Origin of the sequence: Bradyrhizobium sp. CCBAU 45389 (assembly GCF_028128625.1) — a bacterium.
GTDB lineage: Bacteria > Pseudomonadota > Alphaproteobacteria > Rhizobiales > Xanthobacteraceae > Bradyrhizobium > Bradyrhizobium liaoningense_B.
Map to the genome: position 1 here is coordinate 279,958 of NZ_LBIY01000099.1, position 14,800 is coordinate 294,757.

Consider the following 14,800-nt stretch of genomic DNA (forward strand, 5'->3'; position numbering starts at 1 on the left):
ATTCTGGGTCCCGGCTCGCGCTGCGCGCGTCCGGGACACGGAAGTCTAGGCCGTCGCCGCCTTGAGCAGCCGCTCCGCCGCCGCCCTCGCCTCGGCGGTGATCTCGGCGCCGGCGAGCATGCGGGCGATCTCCTCGCGGCGGTGGTCGGCGGCGAGCGCATTGACGCGGGTGGCGACGCGTTTGCCCTTGTCGAGGGCGTCCTTGGAGATGAGCAGATGCTGATCGGCCCGCGCGGCGACCTGCGGGGCGTGGGTCACGGCCATCACCTGCACCTTGCCGGCGAGCCGCGCCAGGCGCCCGCCGATGGCATCCGCAACCGCGCCGCCAACACCGGTGTCGATCTCGTCGAACACCAGCGTCGGCGCCGAGCCGCGGTCGGACAACACGACCTTGAGCGCCAGCAGGAAGCGCGACAGCTCGCCGCCGGAGGCGACCTTCATCATCGGCCCCGGCTTGGTGCCCGGATTGGTCTGCACCCAGAACTCGACGCGGTCGAACCCTTGCGGACCCGGCGCGGCCTCGTCGGTCGCGACCTGGGTCATGAACTTGGCGCGTTCGAGCTTGAGCGGGGCGAGTTCGGCATTGACGGCCTTGTTGAGCTTTTCCGCCGACTTTTGTCGCGCCAGCGACAGCTTCTTGGCGGCAGCGGCATAGAGCGCGTCGGCCTCGATCGCGGCCTGCTCCAGCTTCTTCAAGCGCGAGGCGCCGGCATCGATCAGCACGACGTCGGCGGCGTATTGGGCGGCCAGCGCCGCCAGCAGGTCGACCGGGGTCGAATATTTGCGCGAGGCGGCGCGCAGGGCGAACAGGCGTTCCTCGATGCGTTCGAGCTCAGCCGGATCGAAATCGGTTGCGGCCAGCGCGGCCTGCAGATGTTGGTCGGCTTCCTCCAGCGCATTGATTGCGGCGTCGATCGCCTTGACCGCGGGCTCGACCAGCGCCGGCGAGTTGACGCCGCGGCGCTCCAGCCGGCGCACCGCCGCCGACAGTGCCGCAACCGGCGAATGATTGCCGCCGACCGCCTCCTGCGCCTCGCGCAGATCGGAGGCGATCTTTTCGCCCTGCATCATCGTGGTCCGGCGATGGGCCAGCGACGTCTCCTCGCCCTCCTTCGGCGCGAGCCGCTTCAGCTCGTCGGAGGCGTGGCGCAAATAGTCGGCCTCGCGCGCGGCGCGCTCCATGCCGGCGCGATGCTCTTCCAGAGCGGTATTGGCGGTGCGGCGGGCATCCCACAGCTCTTCGACGGCCGCGACGTCCTTCTCCAGACCGGCGAAGGCGTCGAGCAGACGGCGGTGCGTGGCGGCATCGACCAGCGCGCGCTCGTCATGCTGGCCATGGATCTCGACCAGCGCGGCGCCGACCGCCTTCAGCGTCTGCACGCTGATCGACTGGTCGTTGATGAATGCGCGGGTGCGGCCATCGGCGAGCTGCACCCGGCGCAGAATCATCTCGCAAGAATCTGCAACGCTCGCGTCGTCCAGCCCGTTCTCGGCGAGGATCCTCGTCGCGGGGTGATTCTTCGGGACATCGAAGACGGCGGTGACCTGCCCCTGCTCCGCACCGTGGCGCACGAGGCCGGCATCGCCGCGGCCGCCGAGCGCCAGCGCAAAGGCATCGAGCAGGATGGATTTGCCCGCCCCGGTCTCGCCGGTCAAAACCGCAAGGCCGGTGGCGAATTCGATATCGAGCCGTTCGATCAGGACGATGTCACGGATCGACAGACGCGCCAGCATGGAACCCCAAAATTTCCTAGCCGAGGCCCATCTTCTTGAAGGTCTTGCTGATCCAGGACCCCTGATTCTCGCTCGGCTCGAGACCACCCGATTTTACAAGATTATAGGCGTCCTTGTACCAGCGGCTGTCAGGAAAATTGTGCCCGAGCACGGCGGCCGCGGTCTGTGCCTCCCCGACGATGCCGATCGCCATATAGGCTTCGGTCAGCCGGTAGAGCGCCTCCTCGACATGGCGCGTGGTCTGGTACTGGGTGACGACGGCCTTGTAGCGGTTGATCGCGGCGGTGTAGTCGCGCTTCTGCGCGTAGTAGCGGCCGACGTTCATTTCCTTGCCGGCGAGCTGGTCGCGGGCGCCCTCGATCTTGGCCTTGGCGGAGGTCGCATATTCGGACGTCGGATATTTGCGCACCACCTCTTCCAGCGAGGCGATCGCCTTCTCGGTGCGGCTCTGGTCGCGGCTGATGTCCGGGATCTGGTCGTAATGCGAGGCGGCGATCAGGTACTGCGCATAGGCCGCATCCGGGCTGCCGGGGTGCAGCGTGACGTAGCGCGTGGCAGCGCCGATGCAGCCGTCATAGTCGCCGCCCTGGTAGGAGGCGTAGGCCGACATCAGCAGCGATTTACGGGCCCAGTCGGAATAAGGATGCTGGCGGTCGACTTCCTCGAACTTCTTGTTCGCCGCCTTCATGTCCTTCTTCTCGTTCATGAGGTACAGGCCCTCATTGTAGATCTTGTCGGCGGGCTCCTCGACGAAGGTGTCGTCCTTGGCGGTGAACTTGTCCCAGAGATCGCCGGTGCCGCAGCCGGCCAGCGGCAGCGCGAGCAAGAAGAGGGTGGCAGCCTGGAGCAGCCCACGGGCCGCAACCGGGGCCTTTGGCGAAATCGAAAGAGATCCGCGCGTCATACGCTGTGCCGACATGAGTTTTGCCCTGACGCCCTGTGATGCAGTACCCGCCAGCCCATGAATCCCGTCATGGGCGCGAAATGGTGCCGTGGTGCCTGCCATGCGCCCACGCCGATGTATCCAAAAACGATCGTTAACAACCGGATAGGCAGGCATTTCGCCCGGATTAAGGCGAACCTGCCGCAATGCTAGCCGATCATGGTTACCAGGAGTTTCCCGGGGCAGGTTGCCCTGCCCGCGGCGGCAGATCCCTTCAGGAGACGTCGGGCCCGTAGGCCGCGGCGATCCGGCCGCCGACAATGCCGCGACCGACTTCGCCCACCGGACGGGTGGTGCGACGCACCGCCTCGCCCTCGACCACGCGCCAGGCGGTACGGTCGGCAAGCAGAGCGGTCAGGACGGCGTGGTTGAGCTTGTGGCCGCCGCGGACCGAACGGTAGGCGCCAAGCAGCGGCAGGCCGGCCAGCGCGAGGTCGCCGATCACGTCCAGCACCTTGTGGCGGGCACATTCGTCGGCGTAGCGCAGGCCCTCGGTGTTGAGCAGCCGCTCCTCGTCGAACACGACGGTGTTGTCGAAAGAGGCGCCGAGGGCATAACCCGCGCTCCAGAGCCGGGCGACGTCGCACATCAGACCGAAGGTCCGGGCGCGGCCGACTTCGCGGCGGAAACGTTCCGGGTTGAGCTCGAGCGCGTAGCTCTGCTGGCCGATGACGGGATTGGTGAAGTCGATCTCGACCTCGGCGCGGAACCCGTTGGCATAGGGCCGGATCTCGCCGAAGGAGTCGCCGATCTTGACCGAGATCGGCTTCAAAACCTGGATGAAGCGGCGCTGCGCAGACTGGGTGACGATGCCGGCCTGGTCGATGGCGGCAATGAACGCCGCGGCGCTGCCGTCCATGATCGGGACTTCCGGCCCGTCGAGCTCGATCGTGGCATTGTCCACGCCCATGCCCCGCAGCGCAGCAAGCACATGCTCGGCGGTGGAGACCAGCGGACCGTTACGGTCGCCGAGGACGGTGGCAAGGTCGGTCGCGATCACCTGGTCGGCGGTCGCCTGAACTTCGCGGTCACTTCCCTCGAGGCCGGTCCGGACAAAAATAAAACCCGCGTCGATAGGCGCAGGCCCAAGCGTAAGGGTGACGGGAAGACCGGAATGAACGCCGACGCCTGCCACGGTGGCTTGCGCACGAAGCGTTGTTTGCCGGCTAAATTTCATCAGGAACCGCCCCACTACGACCCATTGCGACTTATACTCGACCCGACCGATCGGCCTAGACCGTCGTGCGAATCCGTATCCCCAAGTCACGGCAAACCATAGTTGCTGCCTCAAACAGCGCCAACTCACGGTTTTTTACCGATTGTTACCCCAAACCTGCCGTATTCGCGCCAAGGCTTAACCAAATTGCGCCGAGGTTTTGGGCCGATGCCGGCGGTTTTAGTGAACCACCAAATACGTAATTAATGATTTAAAATCAGTTGCTTGGCTGCGCAATCCGGGTATTCCCGAGAGGAAAGGAAAGGTCCCGGCAAGCCTGTCGCCGGGACCTTTTTTCGTCTGCCTTATTGTAACAATCCTCAGGTCGCCTGCCGCCGCAGGAAGGCCGGGATATCAAGATGGTCGTCACCCTGTGGCGCCGGCGCAACAGGCGCGGGGCGGCCATGCATGTCGAGGCCCTGCGGCGCGGGACGCCGGGCATACTCCGATACCGGCTCGCTGGCCGCGATCTGCTGCGCCACCGTCTTCTGCGGCCGGCGCTCAGGCAGCGGCGGCATGGCGGGGCCGGTGGCGCGAGCGGCCACCGGCGGCTCGCTCTCCTCCTCGCGGCGGCCAAGGCCGACATTGGCGAGGCGCTGCAGCAGCGACAGGCGGGTCTTCTGCGGGGCTTCTTCCTCCACCTCGCCGCGGGCCTGACGAATCTCGGCCTGGGCCGGCATCGGCAGTTCCTCGATCCGCGGCATCCGCGGCGCACGGACCGGCGGACGCTCGGCCTGCGGCGGGATGAAGTTTTCCGGGGTCATCGGCTCCTGCATCGCGACCGGGGCCATGTCAGGCTCCGGGAACAGGGTCGGCTTCTGCGCGATCGGCCGCACGGTGACGTCGCCATAGGTGTGCGGCGCGGGCGCCTGCGGGACCTCGGCAACGGCAGCCGCGATGGCGGCGAGCGCCGCGCGCTCGACGTTCGCCCGCGGCGCGACCGGAGCAGCCGGAGCCGGCGCGGCCGCCGGGATCTGGGCTTCCAGCTTCTGGGCGCGCTCGGCCAGGCGCTGGTTGTCGGCGCGCAGACGCGCGGTGAGGTCGGCGAGACGGCTCTCGGCGGCAGCGGCCGGAGCTGCGGGAGCCTGCTGCACCTGCGGCGCCGCGTTCGCGACCGGAGCGGAGGTCGCCTGGCTGTTGCGGGCGATTGCGGCCTGCTCGATGCCGGTGGCGACGACCGAGACGCGGATCAGACCGTCGAGGGCTTCGTCGAACGTGGCGCCGACGATGATGTTGGCGTCCTGGTCGACTTCCTCACGGATGCGGGTCGCAGCTTCGTCGACCTCGAACAGCGTGAGGTCCTTGCCGCCGGTGATGGAGATGAGGAGGCCCTTGGCACCCTTCATCGAGCTATCGTCGATCAGCGGGTTGGCGATCGCGGCCTCGGCGGCCGTCAGCGCGCGCTTGTCGCCGGAGGCTTCGCCGGTGCCCATCATCGCCTTGCCCATCTCGCGCATGACGGCGCGAACGTCGGCGAAGTCGAGGTTGATCAGGCCTTCCTTGACCATCAGGTCGGTGATGCAGGCAACGCCCGAATAGAGCACCTGGTCGGCCATCGCGAAGGCGTCGGCGAAGGTGGTCTTCTCGTTGGCCACCCGGAACAGGTTCTGGTTCGGGATGATCAGGAGCGTGTCGACGACCTTGTGCAACTCGTTGATGCCGGCTTCGGCGGTGCGCATGCGGCGGCCGCCCTCGAAGTGGAACGGCTTGGTGACGACGCCCACGGTGAGGATGCCCATGTCGCGCGCGGTCTTGGCAATCACGGGAGCAGCACCGGTGCCGGTGCCGCCGCCCATGCCGGCGGTGACGAACACCATGTTGGCGCCCGAGAGATGGTCGCGCAGCTCGTCGATCACCTCTTCCGCCGCCGCGGCGCCGACGTTCGGCTGCGAACCTGCACCGAGGCCCTGCGTGACCGCCGTCCCCATCTGCACGATGCGCTGCGCCTTCGACATCGTCAGCGCCTGCGCGTCGGTGTTGGCGACCACGAAGTCGACGCCCTGCAGGCCCGCCGTGATCATGTTGTTGACGGCGTTGCCGCCGGCGCCGCCGACGCCGAACACGGTGATCCGGGGCTTCAGTTCGTGAATATCAGGAACATTGATGCTGATGGTCATGGTTGCCTCTCGATCACGCGCGCGTGGGTTCGCCCCGGCCGGCGGCCGCGGGAGTTGGTGAAAATGGGAAATTGCGGAAAGGAGTCATCAGAAGCCCTCGCGTAGCCATCGTCCAACCTTTCCAAAATAACCGCCGGTCCCTGTCTTGACCTGCTGCCGCGTATGCCGCGGTTCGACATGTTCCTGGTGAACATATTGCGGGTAGACGAGGAGTCCGGCCGGCACCGCGAACGCGGCGTTCTTCGCCTCGTTGGGCAGCCGGCCAAAGCCAAGGGGACGTCCGACCCGCACGGGCCGGCCGAGAATTTGTGTTCCGAGTTCGACGAGACCGGTCAGTTGCGAGGCACCACCCGAGAGCACGACACGGCCGTTGGGCTCTGACGCGAAGGGCGAATCCTTCAGCCGGTCCCGGACCATTTCGAAGATTTCCTCGGCACGGTGCTTGACGATATTGGCGATGGTAGCGCGGGAAACGATCTGCGGCAGATCCTGCTCGTCACCGGCTGTCGGTACAGACATCAGCTCACGCGAGTCCGATCCACCGGTGATGACCGTCCCGTATAAAGTCTTGATTCGCTCGGCATCGGCAATGGTCGCGGAGAGTCCGCGCGCAAGATCCATCGTGATGTGTTGCCCGCCGACCGCAAAACCCGCCGCATGCACGAAACGGCCGCCGGAATAGACCGCAATCGTCGTGGTGCCGGCGCCCATCTCGACGACGGCCGCGCCGAGATCGGCCTCATCGTCAGTCAACACCGACAAGCCGGCGACATAAGGGCTCGCCGCCATGGCTTCGACATTGATGTGGCAGCGCTCGACCGCGAGCATCAGGTTCCGCGCCACGGTGGCATCGCAAGTGACGACGTTCATGTCGACGCCGAACTGATGCGCGACCATGCCGCGGGGATCGCGGATGCCCTTGACGCCGTCGAGCGTGTAGCCGACCGGCAGCGCGTGCAGCACGGTGCGGCCCTCGCCGGTGGCATGGCGCATGCCGGTGGAGGTGACGCGGCTGACATCGGCCGGAGTCACCGCGCCGCCGCGGATGTCGGCGGCGGCTTCGACCAGCTGGCCGGAGAGACGGCCGCCCGAGACCGACAGCAGCACGGACTCGACCCGCACCTTGGCCATCTTCTCAGCCAACGCGACGGCCTGGCGCACCGCCTGCTCGCATTCACCGAGATCGATCACCGCGCCGGCCTTCATGCCGCGCGCCTGGATCTGGCTGTAGCCGATCAATTCCACCGCGTGGGTGCGGCCGCGCAAGGCGTCGCTCGGCGCCGACGGCTTCAGCCGCGCGATCATGCAGGCGATCTTGCTGGTGCCGATGTCGAGGCAGGCGACGAGGCCGCCACGCTTGTGCGGCATCTGGCGCGTCTTCGGCGTCTGGGTGCGATCAAGACCGGTCATGCAGCGTCCCCGGCCTTCTTTTTCTTCTTGTCCTTGAACTGCTCCTCGCGCGCCTTGGCGGCGTCGTCGGACAGCTGCACCACCAGCCGATCGGGCAGGCGCATGTCGACGGCGACGATGTCGCGGGAGAACAGCCGGTCCTCCTTGTCGAGCCTCGACAGCATCGCAAGCGCGTTGCCGACGTCCTGCTCGGGCAGGCGGATGTCGAGGCCGTCCTTCAGCCTCAGGTTCCAGCGCCGCTCGCCGACATAGACCGCGGCCTTGGTCACCGCATTGACCTGCGGATAGCGCGCCAGCAGCGCCAGGAAATCGCGGGCCTGGGTATCGGCGCCCTTGCCGACCACGAGCGGCAGCGACAGGAAGCGGCGCGAGACATAGGGTTCGAGCACGGCGCCGTCGTCGGCGATGACGGAGAGGCGGCCGCCCTCCTGCCACAGCGCGAAGGCCTGGCGCTCGGTGATGTCGATCATGAGCCGGCCCGGATAGAGCTTCAGCACAGTCGCATCCGCGATCCAGGGATTGGCCTTGAGCTTCTCGCGCACGACGTCGGCGTCGAGGAACAGCAGCGAGGAGCGGCCGCTGACGCCGCCGATCGCGAGGATCTCGTCCTGGGTGAGCTGCTTGCGGCCGTTGATCACCACGGAGGTGATGCGGAAGCCGGCGGAATTGGCCATGGCGTTGCGGGCGTCGCTGACCGCCGTGATGAAATCCTGGAGATGGCCGCCCCTGACGATGCCGAAGCCGCAGCTTCCGATCAGGAGCAGCGCAGTCATGGCGATCCCGACCCGGCGCGGTGCATAGCGCTCGACCAGCGCGACCACACGCGGCGGCGGCTCGCGCTCGACGACGGCCTTGGCCCTGGCTTTGGACTTGATCTTGGCGGCAGCGCGCTTCTCCTCGCGCTTGTCCTGCACCCACTCGCGCAGAAGCACGACCGCTCCGATAGCGGCCGCCTTCAGGTCAGCTTGGGGCCTCAGCGATCTGAAAAGCGACCGGGTGAGGCTTCCTGCTCCATCCATTGCACGAGCTCGTCAACAGTTTGCCCGCGACATCGCGCGGATCCTGGCGAACATGACGTCTCGGTGCCGGGCCGGGTGCTGGTCTTCAGCAGAAGAAGCCTCTCCCCTTCAAAGCGTTCGCTGGAGGTGACATCACCCGCCACAGCTCACGCGCCGGCAGCCAAAGCGCCATATGCGCCGCCAGCGTTAACCTTCGGATGTCCTGGTAAACAAAAGGTAAACTTCGTTAACGCCGGACGCTTTTTGCCCAGCCATGTGAGGCATTTATGCCGCGATGTCCGGCATTTTACCGGATTTGGGCCCCAAACCGGGCCGTTTCGCCCGTCCAGCCGTTAACCAGTCCTAATTATTTCCGCACGCCCCGCCCGGCGAGCTCGACCAGGCCGCGCAGGAAGTCGACGAAGTCGATGCCCTCGGCTTTCAGCGCCTTGGGGTAGAGCGAGGACTTGGTCAGCCCGGGCAGCGTGTTGGTTTCGAGATAGACCAGGCCACTCTCCGAGACGATGAAGTCCGACCGGGAATAGCCGGTGCAGGACATCGCCCGGTGCGCCAGCATCGCCTGCTCCCTCAGCGCAGCGGTGATCTCGGGGGCGAAACGACCGGGGCAGATCTCCTGGGTCGACTTCAACAGATATTTCGCGGCGTAGTCGAAATTGCCCTCGCCCGGAATGATCTCGATCGGCGGCAGCGCGATGATCGAGCCATCGGTGCGCTCCAGCACGCCGCAGGTCGCCTCCACGCCGGCGATGTAGGGCTCGATCACGTACTCTTCGTGCTTGGCCGCATTGCGGACGGCGACGAGATCCTGCTTGGCGTTGACGAAGATCAGGCCGTAGCTCGACCCGTCGCGCGCAGGCTTTGCGATCAGCCGGCCATATTCGGCGAAGGCCTCGTCGATGTTGTCGAGCGCGACGTTGGCCGGCGGCGTGACGCCGCCGAGCGCGGCGAAATGCTTGGCGGCGATCTTGTCGAAGGCGAGATGCGAGGAGGCCGAGCCCGAGCCGGTGAACGGCACACCGCGCGCCTCGCACATCACCTGCAATTCGCCGTTCTCCGCGCGTCCGCCATGCAGGCCGAGCACCAGCACGCGATCTTCCGCCTTGGCCCGGTCGAGCGCCTGCGCGAGCGGAATGCCTGATGTGCCGGGCTTGAACTCGTCCTCGAACGGGCGGGCATGCTCGAGCAGCTGCCTGGACTGCACCACATGCACCTTGTCCTCGATGTCCCACCACCAGAGATCGGCCTCAGGCAGCGCCTGATGCAGCGCCTGCGCCGAGGCGACCGACACCAGACGCTCGCGGTTGGAGCCGCCGAAGAGGATGGTGATGCGCATGTTCTCTAGTCCGTCACCTGTCTGTATCAGTCATTCCGGGGCGATGCGCAGCATCGAACCCGGAATGACGAGATTCCGGGTTGCGCTTCGCGCCCCCGGAATGACACTCACGCGAAAATCCCGATCCGCTTGATTTCCCAGTGCAGCTCAATTCCGGAATTCGCCCTCACCCGCTCGCGCACGGTCTCGCCCAGCGTCTCGATGTCGTGCGCGGTGGCATCGCCGGTGTTGATCAGGAAATTGCAGTGCATCTCCGACACCTGCGCGCCACCGACGCGCAAGCCCCGGCAGCCGGCGGCATCGACCAGCTTCCAGGCGGAATGGCCGGGCGGATTCTTGAAGGTCGAGCCGCCGGTCTTTTCGCGGATCGGCTGCGCAGTCTCGCGATGGCTTTGAACTTCCGCCATGCGCGCGCGGATCGCCTCAGCATCCCTGATCTCGCCGCGAAAGCGCGCGGAGGTGAAGATGATGGAAGGATCGACGCCGCTATTGCGATAGACGAACTTCATCTCGGCGTTGGAGAAGGTGTGCTTGGTGCCGTCGCGATCAACGCCCCTCGCCTCGATCAGCACGTCCTTGGTCTCGCCGCCATTGGCGCCGGCATTCATGCGCAGCGCGCCGCCGATGGTGCCGGGGATGCCGAAAAAGAATTCGAGTCCGCCGATATTGGCGGACGCCGCCACCTCCGCCACGCGCTTGTCGAGCGCGGCAGTGCCTGCGCTGACGATGTCGCCACTCGCGGTCGCCTCGCCGAAGGCGCGCGGCGCAAGACGGATCACCACGCCGGCAATGCCGCCGTCGCGCACGATCAAATTGGAGCCGACGCCGATGACATAGACCGGAATGTCGGCGGCAAGATGGGCGAGGAAATAAGCGAGATCGTCCTCGTCTGCCGGCGTGAACAGCACCTGCGCCGGACCGCCGACGCGAAACCAGGTGAGCTCGGCCAGCGACTGGTTCGCCAGCAGCCGGCCGCGGAGGTCGGGCATGGCGGCTTTGAGAGCGGGGGTGATGTCGGGGAAGCTCACGGCCCTACCCCAACGCCTTCAATTCGCCAGGCAGCGCATAGGCCCATTGCGTGATGTTGCCGGCGCCCAGGCACACGACGAGATCGCCGGACTTCGCGAGCCCCTTGACGATGCCGGCGAGCTCCGATGCGGCCGGCAGCGGGATCACCTCGCGATGGCCATGGGCGCGCAGGCCGGCGACGAAATGATCGCGGTCGATGCCTTCGATCGGCGCTTCGCCCGCGGCATAGACGTCGGCGACGACAACCGCGTCCGCATCGTTGAAGCAGGTGCAGAACTCCTCGAACAGCGATTGCAGGCGGGTGTAGCGATGCGGCTGCACCACGGCGATGATCTTGCCGTTGGTGAATTCGCGCGCCGCCTTCAGCACCGCCGCGATCTCGACGGGATGATGGCCGTAATCGTCGATCACGGTGACGCCGTTCCATTCACCCGTTTTGGTGAAGCGGCGCTTGACGCCGCCGAAGCCCGCGATCGCCTTGCGGATCGCCTCGTCGGAGACACCGAGCTCGCGCGCGACCGCGATCGCGGCCGTCGCATTGGAAGCGTTGTGGCGGCCTGGCATCGGCAGCATGAGATCGGCGATCTCGTGCACGGCGCCTGTCTTGCGATCGCGGAACGCGACCTTGAATTTCGATCCGCCCCCCATCGGGGTGAGGTCGAGCAGCCGCGCGTCCGCTTGCGGATTCTCGCCATAGGTGATGATGCGGCGATCCTCGATCTTGCCGACGAGGCTCTGCACCACGGGATGATCGATGCACATCACGGCAAAGCCGTAGAACGGCAGGTTCTCGACGAAATGCCGGAACGCGTCCTGCACGGCCTCGAAGGTCTTGAAGTGATCGAGATGCTCGGGGTCGACATTGGTGACGATCGCCACGTCCGTCGGCAGCTTCAGGAACGTGCCGTCGCTCTCGTCGGCCTCGACCACCATCCAATCGCCGGCACCCAACCGCGCGTTGGAGCCGTAGGCGTTGATGATGCCGCCGTTGATGACGGTGGGATCGAGCCCGCCGGCATCGAGCAGCGTTGCAACCATCGTCGTGGTCGTGGTCTTGCCATGGGTGCCGGCGATGGCGACGCAGCTCTTCAGCCGCATCAGCTCGGCCAGCATCTCGGCACGGCGCACCACGGGAATGCGGCGCTCGCGCGCCGCCATCAGTTCCGGATTGTCGCGCTTGATCGCGGTGGAGACGACGACGACTTCGGCGCCATCGACATTCTCGGCCTTGTGGCCGACCGACACTTTTGCGCCCTTCTTGCGCAGGCGGTCGAGATTGTAATTATCGGAGGCGTCCGAGCCCTGCACGGCGTAGCCGAGATTGACCAGCACCTCGGCGATCCCGCTCATGCCGATCCCGCCGATCCCGACGAAGTGGATGGGTCCGATCTCGCGCGGCAGTCTCATGCTCTGTTCCCTGACCTTGCCGCCGGAAAGGCGGCATCTGGCGAAGGTCACGGCCAAATCAGCCGCGCGCCCTTCCTACTGGATGCCCCGCTTTGGAAGACGAAGACAAGGGCTTTTTCGCGTCAGATTCCAGCGACCTTGACCACCAGATCGGCCAGCCGCTCGGCGGAGTCGAGCCGCCCTGCCCCCTTCGCGGCCGCGGCCATGGCGGCGAGACGCGCCGGTTCGGCAGCGAAGCCGGAGATTTCGGCGGCGAGGCGGTCGGAGGTGAATTCGGTCTGCGGGATGCGGATGGCGCCGTCGACCTTGGCCAGCACGCCGGCATTGGCGAACTGGTCCTGGTCGATCGCGCCCGGCAGCGGCACCAGGATCGAGGGCCGTCCGATCGCGGCAAGCTCGGCGACGGTGCCGGCGCCGGAGCGCGACACGATCAGATGATTGGAGGCGAGCCGCGCCGGCAAGTCGGTGAAGAACGGCGCGAGCTCGAACTTGATCTTGAGCTTGTCGTACACCGCACGGACACGCGCCATGTCCTCGTCGCGCACCTGCTGGGTGAGGATGAGACGGCTCCACAGCGCAGGCTCGAGCCGCTCGATCGCGCCCGGGACGATGTCGGCCATGATGCGCGCACCCTGGCTGCCGCCGACGACGAGAAGGCGCAGCGGACCGTTGGTTTCGGGCGCGGTGTATTGCACGGTAGCTGCCGCGAGGATCGCCGGCCGCATCGGCGTGCCGACCGTCGTGGTCTTGGCCGACAGCGCCGGATCGCGATCGAGCACGCCGGGCAAGGACGTCGCGATGGCGCGGACGCGGCTCGACAGGAACCGGTTGGCGCGACCGAGCACAGCATTGGCATCGTGGATGATGCCGGGGACGCCTGCGAACTTCGCCGCGACCAGCGGCGGCAGCGTCGGATAGCCGCCGAAGCCGACGACGGCGACGGGCTTCAAGCGCTTGATGAGGCGATAGGCGGAAAACGTTCCGACGGCGAGCGTGAGGCCGGCATAGGCGAGCTGGAGTGGATTGCGGCCGCGCGCGGTCTCGCTGCTGACGACGTCGATCATGTCCTTGCTGAACAGCCCGCTATAGCGCAGCGCGCGTTCGTCGGTGACAAGGCGGACGCGAAAGCCGCGCCGGATCAGCTCGACGCCGAGCGCCTCGGCCGGAAACAGATGGCCGCCGGTGCCGCCCGCGGCGAGAAGAATCAGGGGGGAGGTGTCCATGGCAAATAGTCTTACAAGGACTTTTTCGTCATTGCGAGCCGGCTACACGGTGCACGTGCCCCGGGCGCAGCGCAGCGCGCCGCATCTTGCGGCGTGGTGCGCTGCTGAACCGGGGCCCGTGGCTGCCACATCTCTGGGTCCCGGCTCTGCGGAGCGTCACTTCGTGCCGCACCGCGTCCGGGACACGAGACCGTCAAGCGTAACTTCGCATCGCCTCGGCGTGGCCACTGGCCTCGACCTCGGTGCGCGGACGCAGCCGCGTCAGCGCCAGCATCATGCCGACGCCATAGGCGAGCGAGACGATCGAGGAGCCGCCATAGGAGATGAACGGTAGCGTCATGCCCTTGGCGGGGATGAGCTGCAGGTTCACCGACATGTTGATCGCCGCCTGCACGCCGAACAGGATCGCAAGGCCGGAAGCGGCGAAGCGCGAGAACATGTCCTCATTGGCATAGGCGCGCGACAGCGTGCGGATGACGACGAAGGCGAACAGCGCCAGCATGGCGAGGCACAGGACGATGCCGAACTCCTCGGCGGCGACCGCGAACACGAAGTCGGTGTGGCTGTCCGGCAGGCTGCGCTTTGCAATGCCCTCACCCGGCCCGAGGCCGAGCCAGCCGCCGTTGTAGAAGGCCTCCATCGCCGTATCGACCTGGAAAGTGTCGCCCGAGGCCGGGTTCATGAAGCGCTTGATACGCCCCGCAACGTGCGGGACGAACAGATAGGCGCTGAACAGGCCGGCGGCAGCGGCGCCGGCAAGACCGAACACCCAGATCATGCGCATGCCCGCGATGAAGAACAGCGAGCCCCACACCATCAGGATCAGCATGGTCTGGCCGAAGTCGGGCTCCATCACCAGCAGCGAGACCAGCATCAACAGCAGCACCAGCGCCATCGAGGTTGCCGGCATCTCCGGCCGCTTGGTCGATTCCGCGAACAGCCAGGCGGCGATGACGACGAAGGACGGCTTTGCGATTTCGGAGGCTTGGATGTTGACGCCGAGCAGCGTGATCCAGCGCCGCGAGCCCTTCACCTCGGGGCCGATCGCGAGCGTCAGCACAATCAGGATGATGCTGGCCGCGAAGATGAGCAACGCCGAGCGACGGATCGCCCGCGGCGACAGGAAGGACACCCCGAGCAGCACCAGGCAGGACGGGAGGAGGAACATCACGTGGCGGCTGAAGAAGTGGAACGGATCGAGCCCGATGCGGGTCGCAACCGGCGGGCTCGCCGCCAGCGACAGGATCACCCCGGTGAGCATCAGCGCCAGGATGGCGCCCATCAGCGGCTTGTCGACGGTCCACCACCACTCGGAAAAGGGGGTGCGTTCTTCACGGGAGAGCATGGGCGGCCGCTTTCGGACAGAGGT

General features: G+C 66.5%; 11 protein-coding genes. All 11 read right to left on the minus strand.

Annotated features, from left to right (window positions below):
- Positions 1–45: 45 nt before the first annotated feature.
- A complete protein-coding gene (recN, locus tag XH79_RS40495) occupies positions 46–1,734 on the minus strand; it encodes a DNA repair protein RecN (RefSeq protein ID WP_271585327.1) in 1,689 nt (562 codons plus the stop codon).
- A 16-nt stretch (positions 1,735–1,750) separates the two neighbouring features.
- Positions 1,751–2,653, minus strand: coding sequence for an outer membrane protein assembly factor BamD (locus XH79_RS40500; protein WP_271585328.1), 903 nt, complete (start codon positions 2,651–2,653; stop codon positions 1,751–1,753).
- Between the two features lie 238 nt (positions 2,654–2,891).
- Positions 2,892–3,854, minus strand: coding sequence for a UDP-3-O-acyl-N-acetylglucosamine deacetylase (gene lpxC, locus XH79_RS40505; protein ID WP_212339656.1), 963 nt, complete (start codon positions 3,852–3,854; stop codon positions 2,892–2,894).
- A 359-nt stretch (positions 3,855–4,213) separates the two neighbouring features.
- Positions 4,214–6,010, minus strand: a complete 1,797-nt coding sequence (gene ftsZ, locus XH79_RS40510) for a cell division protein FtsZ (protein WP_271585329.1) — start codon at positions 6,008–6,010, stop codon at positions 4,214–4,216.
- An 87-nt stretch (positions 6,011–6,097) separates the two neighbouring features.
- Positions 6,098–7,420, minus strand: coding sequence for a cell division protein FtsA (gene ftsA, locus XH79_RS40515; RefSeq protein WP_212339658.1), 1,323 nt, complete (start codon positions 7,418–7,420; stop codon positions 6,098–6,100).
- Positions 7,417–8,439 (minus strand): cell division protein FtsQ/DivIB, encoded by a 1,023-nt coding sequence (locus XH79_RS40520; RefSeq protein ID WP_271585330.1) that lies wholly within the window; start codon positions 8,437–8,439, stop codon positions 7,417–7,419. Before XH79_RS40520 ends, ftsA begins: the two co-directional genes overlap by 4 nt.
- A 346-nt stretch (positions 8,440–8,785) precedes the next feature.
- Positions 8,786–9,772 carry a D-alanine--D-alanine ligase family protein gene (locus XH79_RS40525; protein ID WP_271585331.1) on the minus strand — a complete coding sequence of 329 codons (987 nt, stop codon included), beginning with the start codon at positions 9,770–9,772 and terminating at the stop codon, positions 8,786–8,788.
- Positions 9,773–9,879: 107 nt separating this feature from the next.
- Entirely contained in the window at positions 9,880–10,800 is a 921-nt protein-coding gene (gene murB, locus XH79_RS40530) for a UDP-N-acetylmuramate dehydrogenase (RefSeq protein ID WP_271585332.1), read from the minus strand.
- Positions 10,801–10,804: 4 nt separating this feature from the next.
- Positions 10,805–12,208, minus strand: a complete 1,404-nt coding sequence (gene murC / locus XH79_RS40535) for a UDP-N-acetylmuramate--L-alanine ligase (protein ID WP_271585333.1) — start codon at positions 12,206–12,208, stop codon at positions 10,805–10,807.
- A 122-nt stretch (positions 12,209–12,330) separates the two neighbouring features.
- Positions 12,331–13,431, minus strand: coding sequence for an undecaprenyldiphospho-muramoylpentapeptide beta-N-acetylglucosaminyltransferase (murG, locus tag XH79_RS40540; protein WP_271585334.1), 1,101 nt, complete (start codon positions 13,429–13,431; stop codon positions 12,331–12,333).
- A gap of 193 nt (positions 13,432–13,624) precedes the next feature.
- Positions 13,625–14,776, minus strand: coding sequence for a putative lipid II flippase FtsW (gene ftsW / locus XH79_RS40545; RefSeq protein WP_212339664.1), 1,152 nt, complete (start codon positions 14,774–14,776; stop codon positions 13,625–13,627).
- Positions 14,777–14,800 lie beyond the last annotated feature (24 nt).